The following is an 18852-nucleotide window of genomic DNA, read 5'->3' on the forward strand; positions in this document are numbered from 1 at the left end:
TACGGCCATTAACTTCGTGAATATGATTAGTCTTCACCAAACTCATCATATTCACGGCATAATACAATCGTATCTTCAATTAAGCGCCTTGCTATCGTCCCATACTCTGGAATTTTAGGTAACTGAGAATAATGGAACCAATCAGCTTGTACTAACTCATTTTTGTCGATACAGATTTCACCGCTCTCGTAATCAGCCAAATAAGCCATCATTAGTGAATTAGGAAATGGCCAAGGTTGCGATCCTACATACCGGATATTTTTAATTTTGATTTTTGACTCTTCATATACTTCACGTTCAACAGCATTTTCCATTGTTTCACCTATTTCAGTAAAACCCGCTAAAACCGTATATAAGTCATCTTGATTATGTCTGACATGCTTAGCCAATAAAATTTTATTTTGATGTCGGATTGCAACAATAATAGAAGGTGATATCTGAGGATAATAACGTTCTTTGCAGTTATGGCACAAACAACACCATTCTGAACTACTAATATACATTTGATGACCACAATAGCCACAATATTTGTGGGAGCGATAAAACTCAGCCAATTGCACCGCTCGACCGGCCATATTAAATAGCGATTGATCAGTTTTATTAAGCAGTGGACGTATGACACTCATCGAGCTTTTCATTTCATGACAAATCAGCCAAGCAGTTTGACCATTCCATTCGCCAATTGGCTGAGCTAATTGGTTAGTAAAACCAAACTCTTTAGCATAACCCGTTGGCACTTCGCCATTAGGTAACCACAATCGTCCATTGGCGCTGACAAACCAGTATCCGGTTTCATTGCCGGTTAAATTAAATTGTTGCTGTATATTCATTTCCATTCTTACCTAAAAGCAAAACAAAAAAGGAGGGTTTAACACCTCCTTTTTCTAATACGATTTCTATTTCTTTTTCTTTTCGTGAAGTCCCTTTTTCTCAAGCTCCCAGTAGATAATACGTTGCTGAGCAATGGTAAATAAATTACTCACGATATAGTATAAAACCAGACCTGACGGGAACCATAAGAAGAACACAGTGAAAATTAACGGCATAAAAGTCATTAATTTTTGTTGTAATGGATCTGTGACCGCTGTTGGTGACATTTTCTGTATTAAGAACATCGTCGCACCCATTAATAACGGGAATATATAATAAGGATCTTGCGCTGACAAGTCATGAATCCATAACGCAAATGGTGCATGACGAAGTTCAACGGTATTACCTAACATATAAAATAGCGATAAGAAGATAGGCATTTGAATAATCAATGGCAAACAACCACCCAAAGGATTAACCTTCTCTTGCTTATAAAGAGCCATTGTTTCCATACTCATCTTCTGTCTATCATCACCATAACGCTCTTTTAATGCTTGTAAACGAGGTTGTAATAACTTCATTTTAGCCATTGAACGATATTGCGCACGTGTTAACGGGAATAAAATTCCACGCACAATAAAGGTAATAATAATAATCGACACACCCCAGTTACTGACAAAACCTTGAATAAATTTCAATAAGTAAAATAGCGGTTGTGACAAGAACCATAACCAACCATAATCAACAATCAAATCAAGATGATTTGCCGTTTCTTTCAATTGACTTTGGATTTCCGGACCTAACCATAGCTTAGCGCCAATTGATTGGCTAGCACCTGCAGGGATAACAGTTGATTGACCTTTGAAACCAATAGTTGCTTGAGTATTTTTAGCAGTTACACGTGAATAAAAAAGGTTATTTTGATCCTGTGTTGGCACCCATGCTGAAGCAAAATAGTGTTGCAACATAGCAATCCAACCAGTTTGCGTTTCTACCGCTAATGCTTTATCTTTAATATCATCAAAACTATATTTGCTATAATTTGTACTTGAGCTTGAATATGCAGTTCCACGGAATGCGCTTAATCCAAGTCCGCCCCCACCTTCAGTGACAGCATCTTCTGGTAATTTGATAGTTTGTTTCAATTGACCATACATCGCGACATCAATCGGTCCATTACTTTGGTTATTGATATCATATTGCACATCAATAGCATAGTTACCACGTTGTAAAATGTAGTATTTAGTATAAGTAATGCCATTAATCTGATAAGTTAACGGAACACGTAATTCATTTTGTCCGTCAGCTAACACATATTCTGTTTGCGCAGTTTGGTATACCGGACGTTTCGCATCTTGAATAGCGTTATCAGGTCCGTCTTTACCTGTTAAACCACTTTCAGCAATATAAACAAAATCAGGACGAGATGTTAATAATTGGAAAGGTGTACCTGAATGAAGCGTTTGATCATATTTCAATAATTGTGCTGCTTGAACATCACCACCATAAGTATTAATTGTGAGTAACAATACGTCAGACTTAATGGTAATGGTTTTACCTAAAGCTAAATTGCCTGTTGAATCATCATCACTTATTTGTTGAGTCATTTGGTTAGTCATTGGTGGTTTAGGTGCATGATCATCCACCCATGCCTTCCAAATTAAAAAAGAGACAAAAAGTAAAGCAATGACTAAGATATTACGTTGAGATCCCATTAATGTTTTTCTCTATTGGTTTTAGTTTTTGGAGGAACAAAATCTTCTCCTCCTTCATGTAAAGGATGACATTTTAATACACGTTTGACCGTTAGCCAACCACCTTTTACTAATCCAAAGCGTCGTAGTGCAATTATTGCATACTGAGAGCAAGTAGGTGTAAAGCGACATTTAGGACCAAACAACGGGCTTATAATCCGTTGATAAGCGCGAATAAATAAAATAAAAAAATTAATTATCAATGATTTAGCCGCATAGACATGCTGTTTGATAATCAATTTAAGTTTATTCAAACTTTTTGTTTGGCGATAATTCGTTGGCATAATTTATCTAATGTTGCAACTAACTGTTTATTATCCAATTCGATAACAGAATGTTTAGCCATTAAAATAAAATCAATATTAGGAAGCTGATGTTGATGAAGACGAAAATATTCTTTCGTTAAACGCTTAATACGGTTGCGCTCATGTGCACGTTTAACCTGTTTTTTTGCTATAGCAAATCCTAAACGAGGATGATCTAAATCATTTATTCGTGCAACTAATGTAAGAAAGGGTGAGCCAGCTCTAACGGACTCTTGAAAGACATAATTGAAATCAAAGGGAGTTAACAAACGTAACTCCCGAGGAAAAGTGAAATTAATCACTCAACTTAAAATCAGCTAGCAACAGTTAAACGAGCACGGCCTTTAGCACGACGGCGAGCAAGAACTTGACGACCGTTTTTAGTTGCCATACGAGCACGGAAACCGTGAGTTCTATTGCGTTTTAATACTGATGGTTGAAATGTGCGTTTCATGACGATTTATATCCAAATCTAATTTATCAACAGGTTGCAGAGTAAAAACTCTACATCATTAATTAAAGAGGTCGGAATTATAGAAGCTATTTTATTTTTCGTCAATGAGATTTTCAAAGTTAAGTGTAACAGATACGATCTAAAATTTATTTATAGCACAATAATATAAAAACTGACGATTGAATAATACCTAATCAATAAATGTCGGTAAGTGCTAACCTGCATGGACGATCAGCAGCGCGACAATTGAACAAATCATCATCCAATCAACACCAGATTATTTGATACCATAAGTAAAACAAAATCAATCAGCAACAGCAAGTACCCGCTTACTTTTTTCTCCACCAATCTCACGAGCCAGTTTTGGCACTAAATAACCGGATACTTTTTCAGCAAGCTGTTTCATCAATTGTTTGGCGGTTTTATCATCAACGAAAAAATGCGCAGCGCCTTGAACTTTATCAAGCAGATGAATGTAATAAGGTAAAATACCGCTATCAAACAGCTTATTACTTAATTGGGCTAAAATCTCAACATTATCATTAATATTTTTTAACATCACGCTTTGATTAAGCACTAATACATTACTTTGTTTTAATTGCCAAATCGCACGGGTAACTTCATTATCAATCTCATTGGGGTGATTAATATGTGTAACCACAATTATCTGTAATCGACTTTGCGCAAATAATCGAGATAATTGTTGGGTTATTCTTGACGGAATCACTACTGCCAAACGAGTATGAATGCGTAACCGCTTGATATGTGGAATCTTTTCTAATTCACTTATCAAAAATGCGATCTCATTATCTTTCGCCATTAATGGATCACCACCGGATAAAATAATCTCATCGAGTTCAGGATGAGTGGCAATATAGTTAAGCGCTATATTTAAGTTTTTTTTGCTGCTCTGGTTTTCATGATAAGGAAAGTGACGTCTAAAACAGTAACGGCAATTGATCGCACAAGCGGTTTTAGTTATTAATAGTGCTCGATTATGATATTTATGCAGTAATCCCGGGATTGCATTATTTTGCTCTTGTAACGGATCATCACTGTATCCCGCGACTTGCAACATTTCGTTATCATCACAAAGCACCTGCAACAAAAGAGGATCATGACTATCGCCCTTTTTCATACGATTGATAAAAGCTAAAGGCGCACGCAGCGGGAATTGTTTCTTTGCTTGTAACATAGACAAAGAAATCGTATCAGGATCTAAATCTAAACAACGATAGAGGGTTTTAATATCCGTCACAACGTTGGCAAGATCAAAAATCCATGCTTCTTTATTTGGTTGTTCAACTTTTTGCTGTATAATGTGGCTCATTTTTGTAATTCAGAATGATAGTTGGAGCTTTTATGGCATCTTATAGTACTAATGAGTTTAAAGCCGGTCTTAAAATAATGCAAGATGGCGAGCCGTGTGTAATTGTTGAAAATGAGTTTTATAAACCAGGTAAAGGGCAAGCAATTAACCGCGTTAAAATTAAAAAATTACTTTCAGGTAAAACTGTTGATAAAACATTCAAATCAGGTGAATCTGTTGAAGCTGCTGATGTTGTCGATATGAATTTAACTTACTTGTATACCGACGGTGAGTTCTGGCATTTTATGAACAACGATACTTTTGAGCAACTTTCTGCCGATGCAAAAGCAGTGGGTGATAATGCTAAATGGTTAGTCGATCAAGCTGAATGTATTTTAACATTATGGAATGGTCAACCGATTGCTGTTACACCACCAAACTTTGTTGAACTTGAAGTTATTGAAACAGATCCGGGCTTGAAAGGTGATACAGCCGGAACTGGTGGCAAACCTGCTACACTTTCAACCGGTGCCGTTGTACGTGTTCCACTATTTGTACAAATTGGTGAAGTGCTTAAAGTTGATACACGTTCAGGTGAATACGTTTCACGTGTAAAATAAACGTGTTTATTATCAATATCACGCTTCTTGCACGACAAAAAGAGAGGAATTGACTTACCTCTCTTTTTGTTATCTAACTGCTATCTATTATTGACCTAAAAATATCAAAGCTATTTACTTAGCCCCGGCATAATTAAGCTGACGCCAAGATTCATAAACAACTACCGCTACTGAATTGGATAAGTTCATACTACGACTGGTTGCTAACATAGGAATGCGGATTTTATTATCCTGTGGTAACGCATCGAGTATTGCAGCTGGTAGACCTCGTGTTTCAGGCCCAAACATTAAAAAATCATTTGATTGATAATTCACGGCACTATGCGGCTTTTGACCTTTAGTAGTCAATGCATAAACCTGTTTAGTCAAATCCAATTGATTAACATCTAAGAACTGTTCAAGATTTTTGTAACGTTTGACATTGACAAATTCTTGATAATCCAGCCCTGCTCGCCGTAGTTTTTTATCATCCCAATAAAATCCCATTGGCTCAATAATATGCAAATTATATCCTGTATTAGCACACAGACGAATAATATTGCCAGTGTTTGCAGGAATCTCTGGCTCAAACAGTACAATATTCAATGCGGAATTTGACACAATTACTACTCTTTATTTTTTAATGTTTTTGACTTGTCGGTAATACTATCACAATTCTCAGCCCACCTAAGTGACTTTTCTGTGCTTTAACAGTTCCGTGATCGCGAGTGATCGCATTCGCTACAATGGCTAATCCTAGTCCGGTACCACCCGTCTGGCGATCTCGTGCTTCACTGGTTCGATAAAAAGGTCTGAAAATTTGTTCTAGTTCGTTATCAGCCACACCGGGACCATCATCATCAATGGTAATTGTCATTTGTTGTGGTTGTTGAATAAAATTAATCACAATTTGGTGTTTAGAATAACGAAATGCATTGCGAATAACGTTTTCCAGTGCGCTACATAAAGCAGTCGGATAACACAACACAACATGATTAGTTGGCGGATTTTGAATTAAAAATGTTTTGCCAATTTGCTCCGCTTCAAACGTAGCATTATCTAATACATTTTTAAATAAAACATTTAATTTATGGTAGTTGCGAACTTCATTATTATCATATTGATGACGGGCTAAAGAGAGCAACTCACCAATCATTGCATCAAGTTTTAATGCTTCATCATTAATACGAATCACTTCATTACTTTCGCCCTGTTTGCGGCGTAATAATGATGTGGCTAATTGCAAACGAGTCAAAGGCGTGCGTAATTCATGAGAAATATCAGAAAACAAGCGTTGTTGTAACTCCTGCATCCGTTTTAATTCCCTTAACATATGATTAAAACTCGCTCCGGTTGCTTTATACTCATAAGATCCGATTTTTTCTAACTCAGGCCATTGTTGCAAATTCCCTTTGGCAACTTGTTCGGCTGCCAGTTTTAAACCACGTGCAGGTTTTGCAATACTCCAAGATAACCAAAGCAAAAAAGGAGAGCTGGCTAACATTGTTAGTGTTAATAATAAAAAGGGATGATCAAAGATTAAGTTAACAAATTGAGATTGAATATCTGATGCTGGTTGCAATAAGTATAATTGGTAATCTTCATTAGCATAATGAATCAGAAAAGGGCCTATAATCTCTTGAGATTCATAAATTTTCTTTGCCGGATCAGCGACATTATTAGATTTTTCACTAAAGTTTCTAACTAAATCAATATTTTTAGTATCAGCGGTAATTATTTGTTTGTTGGGTGTGAAAATGAATAAAAATTGCCCGGGTTTTTGGTGACCGTCCATCACCACGATAAAACGCATCCACCAACGAAAACTATCTTTAGGTACATTTGAAAGCTCTTTTTCTATTTGATTAGCAAGCACATTGCCTGCTTCTTTATCTTTATTTGCTAAATAAGTTAAATTTCGAGCGTCAAGATTAGGCAAAGCCATAATCAACATTAGAAAAAAAGCGATAGTAAGTAAAAATATTGTGAAGATTCTAATAGTTAACCTGTCAAAAATCCACATATAATTTTACCTTTATAAGATGTATTCGACCCTTAATGTACATTATCATTTTGATCGACAACAAACAGGTAGCCTTTCGATCTCAATGTTTTTATCCAGGGTAACCCATCACTGCGTGGTGGCAATTTTTTTCTCAAATTAGACACATGAACATCAATTGAACGAGCCAGCGGAATAAACTCTTTACCAAGTACAGTTTCACTTAAAGTATCTCGGGAAATTGTTTGACCAGCACTTTCAAGCAGTTTAAGTAATACTTGGAACTCAGTACCCGTTAATTCGAGATACTGGTCATCAAAAAAAGCAGTTTGTTGCTTTCGATTAACCGTTAGTTTATCAATAGTAAGTTGAAGCGGTTTTTCTTCACTTTCTTCTGAGTTATCCCAACGGGTTCTTCGTAGCAAGGCATTGATTCGAGCAACCAACTCTCTATCATTAAAAGGTTTAAGAATATAATCATCAGCCCCTAACTCAAGTCCAATCACCTTATCAAATTCGTCGTCTTTAGCTGTCAGAAAAATAACCGGAACGGTAAAGTCATTTCTTAATTTAGATAACATACTAAGCCCGTTCATCTCCGGCATCATTATATCGAGCAATATAAGATCAATGGTACTATCGAATTTTTCTAAAGCTTGTACTCCATTATTTGCTGTTTCAACGTCAAAACCTTCTAATTCAAGTAATTCACGTAATAATGAGGCTATTTCAGGATCATCATCAACTACAAGTAATTTACTCATTGCCTTCCTCTTTAACTTAATTAAATCATTAATTTGTAATTATTTTGATTATAAAAAATATCTGATCTTATCAAATCATGATTATAAAAGCCAAATACTACCAATATCATAACTATTTGTTAAGTATTATATTTTAAAAATTTTCACATTCGAAAACCCTTGCTCAATCAGATAGAGTGCTTGTAACTTGCTCATAACGCCTTTAGCACAATAAAGAAGATATTGTTTTGATTGATCTAAATCGCCAAATTGTGTAGCCAATTTATAAAATGGAATGACTTTAATATCAACATTATTTAATTCCAGCGGTTTATCTTCCTGCTCTTCCGGCGCACGAATATCAATCACAATTTGATTATCACCCAATGAAGTCACAGTATCAACTTGAATAACCGTGTTACTTGCTTGTTTGGCAATTTCACGAATATCAATATTTTCTGCCTCTTCCACTGCTTTATCTAAAATTGAGAAATCAAAATTAAGCTCTTGTTCCTCTATTTTTTCTTTAACGGCTTTGACCGTTGGACTTTTCGAAATTACACCACAAAATTCTGGCATAGTTTTAGCAATATCTTCAGTCCCTATCTGACGAGCCAGATTAATAATCGTTTCTTTATCATGAGTAATTAGCGGACGTAAAATTAAGGTATCACTCACATTGTCAATCAAACGTAAATTAGTCAACGTTTGACTTGAAACCTGACCTAGTGCTTCACCGGTTACAAGTGCTTGAACATTATATCGTTGAGCGATTTTGGAAGCGGCACGTATCATCATCCGTTTTAAAATAACGCCCATTTGGCCATCCTCGATTTTTTCAAGAATTTCACCAACAACATCTGAAAAATCGATCGCAATAAAACGCACTTTATGAGAACTACCAAAGCGCTCCCATAAATAATGCGCCATCTGCTTAACACCAATTTCATGGGTTTTACCGCCCAAATTAAAAAAGCAGTAGTGAACCCGGCTACCCCGTCTAATTAGCTTATAACTCGATACACCAGAATCAAATCCGCCGGATATAAGAGAAAGTACATCTTCTTGTGTACCTGTTGGAAAGCCACCTATCCCAGCATGGCGCTCTTTTACCAGCAATAATACATCTTTCTCTATTTCTAAATTAACAGTAACCTCAGGGCGGGTTAATTTGACTTTAGATGAGGCAACAAACTGATTAAGCCCACCGCCCACGTAACGTTCAACATCGATTGAAGAGAAATCGTGCTTACCTCGGCGTTTAACACGTACACAAAATGTTTTATTTTCAATTAAAGGCGCATAATGCTCACGAGCTTTTTCATAGATATCGTGCATATCAACAAAAGAGTGCTCTTGAACAACCAAAATATGATGGATACCAGGAATACGGGTGAGTAATTGTAAAATCTGAGTTTCGCTATTTACAACTTTAGGGCGTACTTCAATAAAATCCCAATGACGTATAACAGCGACATCTTCGATATGATGTTTTAAGATATTACGAATATTGCTGGTCAATATTTTTATAAAACGTAATCGAACAGATTCACTTTTAATGGTAATCTCAGGAAAAAGCTTAACAATGAATTTCATACAACTAAATTTACTAGAATAAAAATGGCGACATTATACTGGTTTTTCCTTAAAAACGAACAATTGATTACGATAAATACAGAAAATCACAAAATCTTCTTGCTTGTTGCTCACTCTTTCGCTAATATTTCGCATCAATAAATTCTGTTGTATAACTTATAAAATTGACAGGTTGAAATGTATAAACTTTTAATTCTAGGTTATTTACTTATCGCTGTTGTGATAATCGTTTTAGTGCTAATACAGCGCGGTAAAGGTGCCGACATGGGTTCATCTTTTGGTGCTGGAGCATCTGCGACGTTGTTTGGCTCATCAGGTAGTGGGAACTTTTTAACACGTTCTACAACCATACTTGGGGTTTTGTTTTTTATACTAAGTATCGTTTTATCGAATCTTGGTAGTCGTAGTGCTATAAATTCTAGCGATGAATTTACAAATTTCGATGATATACCGCCTGCAACGACTCAACAAAACACAGGTGAAACCGCACCGACAACAGATCCTGTTATACAACCGGAATCGGTAAATCCTACATCGGATATTCCTGAATAAATAACGGCGCCGTGGTGGTGAAATTGGTAGACACGCTATCTTGAGGGGGTAGTGCTTCACGGCGTGCGGGTTCAAGTCCCGCCCACGGCACCAAATCAATATTCAGAAATATTCTTTCAATTCCTTAAAATCATATCAAATTAAAAAAGCTAAGGCGCAAAGCCTGATTTGTTATTTTCAAAATATCCAATAAGCATATTTATAACCGCATGTTTTTGCTATATGCTTCGAATATATCTATATTCTCTATACCTAACTAGGACTACCACTATTGCAAATGCGCAAAATTAAGCTAGTGAACTGTTAACACCACTACGCACATCCTATTTGATTTACATTTTCAATAATCAAAAGTATCCCCTCCTCTAATGAGAGAGCGTCTTTTTACAAAAAATACTTTTTTATTAATGTAACTACATCTGACTGATTAGGATTATAATTTTGTCAGTACATAAAAAAGCAATGGTACTATATAGCTTGAGAATTTAGAAATACATTAGGAAAGAATGAAGCAAAAAATCAAAAGATTAATCGTTATTTTCAAGGTATAGGTTAATTGTATTGATTAAACAATCAATAGATGATGAAATAGACTGTAATATTAAACATAATAGAAGTCATCCAGCCAATAAAAACAGTTCTGAGTTTGTCAGATTGGCGATGATTGAGAACCTGAATAGAGATATTAATACATGAAAAAATTTAATTTATTTTTAGTAATGAGTATTTTTCTTATTGGGTGTGGTGAAAAAATATATTCAGTTGAAGAATTCATAAATGACCGTCAATTGAGAAGTAAATATTTAAAAAAATGTTTAGATGAACAAGGAATATTTCGTTCTAGAAATTGTAAAAATCTTTCAAAGGCTTTTTTTAGCTCTGAAATAAAAATTTTTCCAGATACTTATGAAGAATGGAAAGAATGGTTAAATGAATATGATTCAGAAAAATAAAAATTAAATATAAAAAATTCGAAGGAAACATTTTATTGGTTAGATCACGAAAAGTATGATAATTCACTTAAAGCACTAGATTTATATCAATAATGCGATTTAATAGTGACAAGAATGGATATATTGAATTATACCTAACAAGAAAACTTCAGTGAATATATATCGCCATGCGTGGCAGCAATAAAAGATAACTCTATTTTGAATATTGAATCAGATTGTAAGAATTCAGAGTTATATTACCCTAGCCCTGTTAAATTGTTAGATTATTCTGATTTAGGGGCTGAATTTTTATCACATCCAATCCCTTCAATGAAAAAAAAGACAAATAATAAAGCGTTTTTATCGGCAACGCTTTTTCTTGATAAGTATCGCGAATGGCTTAACAGTCAAGATGAGTGCCCAACATTTTGGGATTATATTGATGAGCAGCAAAGATTCCATTGCGAGGATTATGGAACTGCTTTTTTAAAAATTGATTTATCGGCAACGGATAAAAACTATTATGGAATAATTAACGCAGGCGCTAGTAGTCATGAGGGAAAATTGAAATTTAAGCCCTACAAAAAATAACACTTTAATTGATATGAGTTGGATTTACAATAAACGAAAAGCGAAACTCATCAAATTATCACAAAACTACAAGCTTCAGTTATGAGGTTAACAAGCATAAAGATCTAACAAATCTATTAAAGCAATTTTAATGCCCTAGCAATAGGGCATTCTATTCAAACATTAAATAATTATTTAGGCGCTATCTATCACACAATTAGAATAGATAGAGCACAAGCAAAAGGCTTGTAAAAAAAAATTATACCCACTTGGGTTTACATTTTAGTTAACTTTCAAATTTACCTATCTGAAAAATGTTAAACATTTCTATTATTGTTACTGTTTCTATTACTTTGTTGTAAACAAGAAACAGCAGAAGCGGTAACTTCTGGTTTTCCTATTACTATCAATTGGTTATTTTTAGACAAAAATGCATTTTCAATTGCTAAAGACAAACCTAACCAATAGGAACAAAGCCCCGCATACCCAAAAGCACCTTCAATATTCATAAGATTCTTTGGCTTAAATTCAATTTGATTAAAATGATTAACAATATTATTTTTCAACTCAGAAGATACACCGTTATACCACACGGTATCATAACTTGTATTGTCAGTACTACCCCATAATAGCGCATTGTTGATAGTTTGATTTAAAGATGAAGTTTGTTCACTACGATGCACTTTGACTAATGTTGGTTCTCGGTGCAATAACAATTTAGGGTTCACTTTTTCACCCGCTAAAAAAAACCATGCAGCAAATTCACCTTCATTTTTTGTAGGAATATCGAACAAGTGTAGGGTTAGTATTAAGAGTAAATCGTTACTATATTCCTCATTATCTAACCATGATTCTATAAATGTATTCGAATTACCTGGCTCATCAAATATAATGCTAGCCGGATAAAGAATAACCGTTCCGATTGTTTCAGCCCATAAAGTCTTTAATCTATCTACTTCTACACTTTTACCTAATTCAATAAACAAACGAACGTGAATATTTTTATGTGATAATAGGTTAGAAAATTGATTTTTGATATCTTTTTTCCATTGATTAAATAGAGAAGCTAAATATCCATTAATATCATTGATATCAATTTCGCTATTGAAAAATAAAGAAGTATGAGGAATAACAGCTGCGCAAGTAGGATATGGCTTTGAAGTTATTAAAAAACTGTTATTGATTAAAGCAGCCGCATTCCCCTGCCTTCCTCTTTCCGTTGTAAGAGAATACCCCAAAACATATAGCCCTTGTTGGCCTTTATCTATCAGTTCCTGCCTACGCTGTTGTTGAAATAAATTCAATTCTTGATGATAAGTCTTGCGATATTTATAGACAAAAAAACAACATACAAATAGCACACTCCAAATAAGAACAGGAAAACCAACTACACCTGATAAAAAAAGCTCATTTGGCATACTATGAAAAAAACTTAGCGTACCGGTTATAATAAATCCCAACAAAATAAATATAATTAGCAATAGTCCCCACAACCACAAATTCAATTTTTTAACTTTGGGCGCCGACTTTGTAAATGATGATAAATCTATAGACATTATCCTATTCCTACTTCTGATAATGAAGAAATTAAGGAACAACCACATGCACTTTTATGTCCATCTAATGCAACTTGTTTACCTTGGTCAGTAAAAGCTGTCTGACCTTCAATAATAGGATTAACGCCATGACCTTTAATAGGGCAAGAAACTAAATCACCCACCCGTGCAACAGGTTTACCTAAAACTGTCATTGTGGATGAAGCTGTAATTACTGTACCACCGTGATCTGTCGAATCCCCTAATCGAATAATTCCTTTTAAACTTATCATTTTTATTTCCTGCTTATTAATACTTAATTTTTATACTCACCATTGATCCGGTTATAATCTTCAAGTGAACTGGCTTTAGATTTCTTATCTATTTCTTCTGGCCAATTAACTTTTATTGGCCATGAAAATTCTTCCTCTGGCATGAATTCCGCATCCAAATTATTATCTGAAAATGCCATATAACTATTTATCCACATCCATTCGTCATAATATAAACTGTTATGAGTAGACAAAATAAAATGATCGACTATATGGTTACTATTTGGTTCACATACCACACATTCGATACGATAAGTTCTAACCATACCACCACTGGCTAAAGACATAGATACTGAAGTCATTACACCTTGAATATCTATCCAATCAAACTCTTTAATAGTTATCTCTTTGGCTCTAAAAGGTGAACGAAGAAAGGTAGACCATGAACCAAAATATAATAAGAAATGATCATAAATATAAACCTTACCCGTCTTACGATTTAAACGAATTGGGAAATCTGTAGGAGCGAAAAAAATATTTAAAGACATTGAAAGAAAAAAATGAATAATAAATATTGCAACAAAACCACATGGTAAAAACATGAGACTATATTCTTCACCGACAACAATATCACGTATTACCATGTATAATCCAAAAGTCGATATTAAAATTATTCCGGAAGCAATAGTTATCATAAGTAGACGAAGTAAAGGGTTCATTCCAGTTAATCGCCTAGAGAATTCACAATAATCATCATTTGCATAACGTAATCTTTCATTATTACCTAAATGCAATTGTGTTGTATAAATCCCTTTATACAAATCCTCACGCCAGCATGATAATTGTGGTTGGTACTTTGACGGCATTAATCTTCCTTAATTTTTTTATATTCATCATCAATTCGTTGATATTCTTCAAGTGAGCTGGCTTTAGATTTTTTATCTATTTCTTCTGGCCAGTTAATTTTTATTGGCCATGAAAATTCTTCCTCTGGCATAAATTCCGCATCCAAATTATTATCTGAAAATGCCATATAACTATTTATCCACATCCATACGTCGTAATTCAAAGCGCTACCTGTATCCAATAAAAAATGGTCGATAACATAAGTAGTATTAGGTTCGCATACTACGCACTCTATACGGTAATTTCTAACCATACCTCCACTGGCAATCGGTGCAGAAACAGAGGTCATTACGCCTTGAATATCTTTCCAATTAAACTCTTTAACGGTTATTTCTTTAGCTCTAAAAGGTGAACGTATAAAGGTTGACCATGAACCAAGATATAAGATGAAATGATCATAAATATAAACTTTACCGGTTTTACGATTGAAGCGAATAGGGCAATCAAAAGGAGAAAATACAAAATTCAACAAGATTTGAGAAAAAGCCTGAAGGCATATTATTAATATGAAGATAAAAAATGTAAATAATACTTTATTTTCATCAATGAATAACAAAAAGTATATTAGCATTCCTAATATACCAATCCCTATACCTAACAATACAACGGAAAAAAAAATAATACTTGATCGGGTTATTGTTCTCATTCCAACTGTTTGTCTTGAAAATTCACAATAATCATCGTTAGCATAACGCAATTTTTTGTTACTTGTTAAAGCCAATTTAGTTGTATAGACACCTTTACGCAAATCTTCGCGCCAGCATGATAATTGAGGTTGATATTTTGAGTGCATTTCTATTTCTCCTTTTTTAATTCTTTTAATCAATAATATGTTCAATACGTAATGGTGATTTTGCGTCTTTTCCTTGCCAATAATGTAATATTCCTATGACCTTTCTTGCTTTAGACTGTAATTCAGCAACTTTTTGATCTACTACCAAGGTTGATAAATCAGTTTGCTTGTTAATGGGGTCTGAGATAATTGGATAAGCTTTCGATTCCACCCAGCGTACTTGGTTATGATCACATTGATTAGATTCTATCTCAACTTGCAAATATTGATTGTCTTTACCTTGCTGGATTTTGACTCTACCTGATTGGCCACTATTGTCAGTTACAGAGACCAGACAAGTGTAACGACTTTGCGCATCAAAATTGGGCAGTTTGAGATGTACATGCAGCCCACCAGTATATAATAAAATAGAGTTTTCATCAGAATCAGATCGTATATCTTCAATAAATAGCCCTATATCATTTGAGTTATAATTTAAAGCTAAATAAACTCCTGAAAGATAGGCAAAATAGTCATTTAACACCATACTAGTACCAACAGCTGTAAGAGGATAAGGTACTCCTTTTTCTTGATGTTTTTGTTGACCAAAGTAGCAACGGTTAAACCAAATTTCCATAGGTGACCAACGATCTGCTTCAGAACCAATATAAATTAAAATAGCACCAATAACGGCAATCACGATAGCAAGACACGCAAACGGCAGTATAAGAGATCCACTAGCACCAATATAAGATAAATATCCGGAACCCATTGTCAGAAAACCACCAAAGACCAAATAAGCTGCATCTGAACTGTCCCCATTTTTCCCGTAACAATATCCTTTATAAATACTTGCCACACCCTCAAATATCGTGATAATTGCTAAGGCTCTTCCCGTTATTGTTAAAAATTTGTCACAGTTTGGTATCATTGTATTAAAAATATTTATTTTTGGTAGAGTACCGACTAATTTAATTGTATAAGCTACAACTTCAGCTGATATTAATGATAAAATTACACAGGATTTGGCGATATCAGCTTGAATTTGTTCTTTTACTTCTTGCCGCAAATCATTCCCTTGTTCGTTTAGCATTTGCATATTTTCACCGACTAAATAGCCTTGCAGAAAAATCATTAACGCATTAATAGCTACATTTTTAGTAGAATCAAAACGAATTCTTTTTCGGTGTTGAGAAATCGCTGCTTCAAGATCAGCTATCGTTAATTCTCCGCTAAATTGGTGAGCGTGCTTGATTTCAGCCCCTAACACTTTTTTGATTTTAGCAAGTGTTGTTTCTTTCAAGTTCCCCCCCTTTTTTAAAGTATTAATCATTTCATCCATTGAAGCAATATCATCTGCCACAATCATAAATTCCATATTTACAGTTTTTTCAAGCTGTGATTTAGTCATTTCGCTTTCGAATTGCCAGCGCTTATCAGTATCAGATACTCTTGATAGTTCATACAGTTTGGAATTTTTTTCGATACTGACAGATGATACATCCGAATTATCCATTAAAAATTCATAAACTTTGGGCAAATTTTTAATTCTTACCGGCACTTTCATCACCCTATGCTCCACACCGGAATAAATTTTAAGTTGTTCTAAGCTTTGCTCTTTCATTAATACTTGATTAATTAGCTTAGCGTTTTGAACTCGATTAGCAAAAGCGGCTGTTTTCCAATCAAACAATTCTTCCATTCTCTCAACAAAAAGGGTTGTATTTTTAGCATCAATCGGAAGATCCATAACATCATTTATAGTGCTAACTACATCATATAAACTACTTACGTTACTATTTTTATTTGCAGAATTTTGATTTTGCTGCATTTCATCGATTCGTTGTTTTAGCAGCAATTCATAAAGATTATTATCCTGACCTTTTAACACATAAAAGTAGATCGAGTTCTCATCCCTAAATAAGCTGTCCCATAAACCAAACTGTTCCGGTAAATTTGCCATGGAAATATTTCCTTGAAGCATGGTGATAATATCTTCCATATAGCCGAGGTGATCTTTAGAATAGTCGTTTTCTTGTTCATGTTTCCAAAACTCAACTTGGTTGTAGTCAGTCAGTTCAGAAGGTGCATATTGAGAAGTTTTATCTTTGGAACCAAAAAGCCATGTCACATATATTAAATAATCGATAGATATTTTGCGGATATCTTCGATGATTTCTTTAAATTTTTGATTATCATCCTTACAAAATTGCTCTAGTTTTTTTAAGTCTAATCGCGCTTCAAGTTTAGCCCATTCTTTGTCGAAGTTTGATTGTATTATGCCTTCTTTAGACAACAAAAATCGGTGAACATCATCATATTTAATAGTGTAATGATTTTTCTGCTTTAATAATGATGTTTTTTCTTCATCGGATAAGGCAATTTCTTTCCAACCTTGTGATTTCAACTGTCGAAGCCTATTAAAGTATGATTCCCATGCGAGAGCTGATTCAGGAGTTGCGGCTATTATTGGTTGAAATAAATCTTCACATTGCGATTCATCATATGCACCGGTTAATTCATTTTCTTTATTTATTTTATTAGCAAAATGATTTTTTAATCCCTTTTTGTAACTCTCTATACAAGAGACAATCCTACGTTTGTAAGCACGCTCTCTGGAAAAGTATTCATGAATATATTTTTGCTCATGTTCATTAGGTTTAAGTGGAACTGATGTTGTTTGCGCTTGTGATGTGTCACTTTGATCGTTATCAATGTTATGAGTAAATATGCTTTCGAAATAACCTTTAGCATAAGGAAATAAGTCTTGAGTTTTATCAGGCGAGGTTAACCACTCGTCTGAAGGAGTAAAATCAGCTATTTTTTCATTGAAAGCATCGGTTAATTCTTTTTCTATTGCTCGTTCGTGCTCTAAAAATGCATTATTGATTGGATCAAAATTTCTTAAGCGTTGAGCATTAAGCTCTTCGGCTATGCCAAAAGTGTCTTCTAAAACAATACAACCAATTTTACATTGATATTTTTCTTCCATTGTTTCCGACACCTGTTTTATTGCTGCTAAATCATCTTTATGCGAATAGTCATAAAATTCGTGAGCGCTCGGAAATCTGACATCAAAATCCTTTTTTTGGAATATAAATTCAGGCAAATAAGGGGCAGAATTATTGTTTAATAAATCGCTGAAAGCAAAACTCCGCCCTTCGGTTAATAAAGTTGGATCTTTACGAGTATTGTCATTTACAGTGACTTTGGTAAAACGTTTTAAGTTAGCTTCGGGTGAACGATAATAATCTTCCACATTCTTTGACCATGCACGGCGACTATAGGCTATCCATACCGTAGAATTTAAAATATCAACATTGGCAAAAATGGCCGGAACATAGTGGTTTATTGCTGTACACTGTTCAGCAAGATCTTCAATTTCATGCTTTTTCATATAATAAATGGAGCGATGTCGTAATGCGCCTTTTGAAGTCACTTCATAGCCAAGTAATTTTCTTTCACCATCTTTTTCCATTAATACATAAACATAACCTTTACGTAACATTCTTAGTGCATACTTATGTTGTTTTAATTGTGCAGAAGGTTGCCTACCCGTTAATTGGGGTACACCTTCTGACCAGTCTTTACTTGTATCAATCCTTGGGTTAATTACCGATTGGCGAACTAAAAAAAATGGCATGCCGTTACGTTGACAAGTTCCGCACCCGTTTTTTGTCATACCTGAAGCATTCTTGGCTTCTCCCAAAATATTAATATCGAACTTTTCCATAAAGTATT

The 18852-nt window shown here is 34.5% G+C and carries 19 protein-coding genes and 1 tRNA gene; 5 read left to right on the forward strand and 15 right to left on the reverse strand.

What is annotated here, in order from left to right; translation table 11 throughout:
* Positions 1-26: 26 nt before the first annotated feature.
* The 6 genes from nudC to epmB form a co-directional block, all read right to left on the reverse strand.
* Positions 27-830: an NAD(+) diphosphatase gene (nudC, locus tag GYM74_RS09870; protein WP_220218049.1), complete on the reverse strand. Its 804-nt coding sequence runs from the start codon at positions 828-830 to the stop codon at positions 27-29.
* Positions 831-896: 66 nt separating this feature from the next.
* The gene (yidC, locus tag GYM74_RS09875) at positions 897-2525 is read right to left on the reverse strand and encodes a membrane protein insertase YidC (RefSeq protein WP_220218050.1); all 1629 of its coding nucleotides are present in this window, start codon (positions 2523-2525) and stop codon (positions 897-899) included.
* On the reverse strand, positions 2525-2767 hold the full coding sequence (yidD, locus tag GYM74_RS09880) for a membrane protein insertion efficiency factor YidD (protein ID WP_255556236.1): 243 nt from the start codon (positions 2765-2767) through the stop codon (positions 2525-2527). Before yidD ends, yidC begins: the two co-directional genes overlap by 1 nt.
* 47 nt (positions 2768-2814) lie before the next feature.
* Positions 2815-3171, reverse strand: a complete 357-nt coding sequence (gene rnpA / locus GYM74_RS09885; RefSeq protein WP_255556127.1) for a ribonuclease P protein component — start codon at positions 3169-3171, stop codon at positions 2815-2817.
* Positions 3172-3182: 11 nt separating this feature from the next.
* Complete coding sequence (gene rpmH, locus GYM74_RS09890; protein WP_034944344.1) at positions 3183-3323, reverse strand: 50S ribosomal protein L34; 141 nt, start codon at positions 3321-3323, stop codon at positions 3183-3185.
* Between the two features lie 304 nt (positions 3324-3627).
* Positions 3628-4653, reverse strand: a complete 1026-nt coding sequence (epmB, locus tag GYM74_RS09895; RefSeq protein ID WP_220218053.1) for an EF-P beta-lysylation protein EpmB — start codon at positions 4651-4653, stop codon at positions 3628-3630.
* 32 nt (positions 4654-4685) lie between these two features.
* Here epmB and efp point away from each other — a divergent pair, with 32 nt between their 5' ends.
* Positions 4686-5252 (forward strand): elongation factor P, encoded by a 567-nt coding sequence (gene efp / locus GYM74_RS09900; RefSeq protein WP_034882790.1) that lies wholly within the window; start codon positions 4686-4688, stop codon positions 5250-5252.
* Positions 5253-5366: 114 nt separating this feature from the next.
* On the opposite strand, the gene trmL is transcribed toward efp, so the two are convergent.
* From trmL to thiI, 4 genes are all read right to left on the reverse strand, one after another.
* Positions 5367-5852, reverse strand: coding sequence for a tRNA (uridine(34)/cytosine(34)/5-carboxymethylaminomethyluridine(34)-2'-O)-methyltransferase TrmL (trmL, locus tag GYM74_RS09905; protein WP_305054779.1), 486 nt, complete (start codon positions 5850-5852; stop codon positions 5367-5369).
* A 19-nt stretch (positions 5853-5871) separates the two neighbouring features.
* Entirely contained in the window at positions 5872-7248 is a 1377-nt protein-coding gene (cpxA, locus tag GYM74_RS09910; RefSeq protein WP_255556237.1) for an envelope stress sensor histidine kinase CpxA, read from the reverse strand.
* 38 nt (positions 7249-7286) lie between these two features.
* Positions 7287-7997, reverse strand: coding sequence for a response regulator (locus tag GYM74_RS09915; protein WP_220218055.1), 711 nt, complete (start codon positions 7995-7997; stop codon positions 7287-7289).
* Between the two features lie 126 nt (positions 7998-8123).
* Entirely contained in the window at positions 8124-9572 is a 1449-nt protein-coding gene (thiI, locus tag GYM74_RS09920; protein WP_220218056.1) for a tRNA uracil 4-sulfurtransferase ThiI, read from the reverse strand.
* 177 nt (positions 9573-9749) lie between these two features.
* On the opposite strand from thiI, the gene secG reads away from it, so the two are divergent.
* The 4 genes from secG to GYM74_RS09940 all read left to right on the forward strand — a co-directional run bounded on the left by secG (position 9750) and on the right by GYM74_RS09940 (position 11647).
* The gene (gene secG / locus GYM74_RS09925) at positions 9750-10124 is read left to right on the forward strand and encodes a preprotein translocase subunit SecG (RefSeq protein ID WP_220218057.1); all 375 of its coding nucleotides are present in this window, start codon (positions 9750-9752) and stop codon (positions 10122-10124) included.
* Between the two features lie 8 nt (positions 10125-10132).
* A tRNA-Leu gene (locus tag GYM74_RS09930) sits at positions 10133-10217 on the forward strand.
* A 599-nt stretch (positions 10218-10816) separates the two neighbouring features.
* Positions 10817-11077 carry an EexN family lipoprotein gene (locus GYM74_RS09935; protein WP_220218058.1) on the forward strand — a complete coding sequence of 87 codons (261 nt, stop codon included), beginning with the start codon at positions 10817-10819 and terminating at the stop codon, positions 11075-11077.
* 198 nt (positions 11078-11275) lie between these two features.
* Entirely contained in the window at positions 11276-11647 is a 372-nt protein-coding gene (locus GYM74_RS09940) for a hypothetical protein (protein ID WP_220218059.1), read from the forward strand.
* A 296-nt stretch (positions 11648-11943) separates the two neighbouring features.
* Here the strand turns inward: GYM74_RS09940 and GYM74_RS09945 are convergent, their stop codons facing one another.
* Genes GYM74_RS09945 through GYM74_RS09965 form a run of 5 tightly spaced genes read right to left on the reverse strand, consistent with a single transcriptional unit; the run spans position 11944 to position 18844 of the window.
* Positions 11944-13182, reverse strand: a complete 1239-nt coding sequence (locus tag GYM74_RS09945; RefSeq protein WP_220218060.1) for a hypothetical protein — start codon at positions 13180-13182, stop codon at positions 11944-11946.
* Complete coding sequence (locus GYM74_RS09950) at positions 13182-13454, reverse strand: PAAR domain-containing protein (protein ID WP_220218061.1); 273 nt, start codon at positions 13452-13454, stop codon at positions 13182-13184. Before GYM74_RS09950 ends, GYM74_RS09945 begins: the two co-directional genes overlap by 1 nt.
* Before the next feature lie 23 nt (positions 13455-13477).
* Complete coding sequence (locus GYM74_RS09955) at positions 13478-14299, reverse strand: DUF6708 domain-containing protein (RefSeq protein WP_220218062.1); 822 nt, start codon at positions 14297-14299, stop codon at positions 13478-13480.
* Positions 14299-15132, reverse strand: coding sequence for a DUF6708 domain-containing protein (locus GYM74_RS09960; RefSeq protein WP_220218063.1), 834 nt, complete (start codon positions 15130-15132; stop codon positions 14299-14301). The genes GYM74_RS09955 and GYM74_RS09960 overlap by 1 nt, the downstream gene beginning before the upstream one ends.
* Before the next feature lie 25 nt (positions 15133-15157).
* Positions 15158-18844, reverse strand: coding sequence for a toxin VasX (locus tag GYM74_RS09965; RefSeq protein WP_220218064.1), 3687 nt, complete (start codon positions 18842-18844; stop codon positions 15158-15160).
* Positions 18845-18852 lie beyond the last annotated feature (8 nt).

This window comes from Gilliamella sp. ESL0405, assembly GCF_019469205.1.
Lineage (GTDB): Bacteria > Pseudomonadota > Gammaproteobacteria > Enterobacterales > Orbaceae > Gilliamella.

Bases quoted from the DNA above. Each gene is read 5' to 3' on its own strand.
- nudC (WP_220218049.1), bottom strand. From the start codon at position 830: ATGAATATACAGCAACAATTTAATTTAACCGGCAATGAAACCGGATAC.
- yidC (WP_220218050.1), bottom strand. From the start codon at position 2,525: ATGGGATCTCAACGTAATATCTTAGTCATTGCTTTACTTTTTGTCTCT.
- rpmH (WP_034944344.1), bottom strand. From the start codon at position 3,323: ATGAAACGCACATTTCAACCATCAGTATTAAAACGCAATAGAACTCAC.
- epmB (WP_220218053.1), bottom strand. From the start codon at position 4,653: ATGAGCCACATTATACAGCAAAAAGTTGAACAACCAAATAAAGAAGCA.
- efp (WP_034882790.1), top strand. From the start codon at position 4,686: ATGGCATCTTATAGTACTAATGAGTTTAAAGCCGGTCTTAAAATAATG.
- GYM74_RS09915 (WP_220218055.1), bottom strand. From the start codon at position 7,997: ATGAGTAAATTACTTGTAGTTGATGATGATCCTGAAATAGCCTCATTA.
- thiI (WP_220218056.1), bottom strand. From the start codon at position 9,572: ATGAAATTCATTGTTAAGCTTTTTCCTGAGATTACCATTAAAAGTGAA.
- secG (WP_220218057.1), top strand. From the start codon at position 9,750: ATGTATAAACTTTTAATTCTAGGTTATTTACTTATCGCTGTTGTGATA.
- GYM74_RS09935 (WP_220218058.1), top strand. From the start codon at position 10,817: ATGAAAAAATTTAATTTATTTTTAGTAATGAGTATTTTTCTTATTGGG.
- GYM74_RS09945 (WP_220218060.1), bottom strand. From the start codon at position 13,182: ATGTCTATAGATTTATCATCATTTACAAAGTCGGCGCCCAAAGTTAAA.
- GYM74_RS09950 (WP_220218061.1), bottom strand. From the start codon at position 13,454: ATGATAAGTTTAAAAGGAATTATTCGATTAGGGGATTCGACAGATCAC.
- GYM74_RS09955 (WP_220218062.1), bottom strand. From the start codon at position 14,299: ATGCCGTCAAAGTACCAACCACAATTATCATGCTGGCGTGAGGATTTG.
- GYM74_RS09960 (WP_220218063.1), bottom strand. From the start codon at position 15,132: ATGCACTCAAAATATCAACCTCAATTATCATGCTGGCGCGAAGATTTG.
- GYM74_RS09965 (WP_220218064.1), bottom strand. From the start codon at position 18,844: ATGGAAAAGTTCGATATTAATATTTTGGGAGAAGCCAAGAATGCTTCA.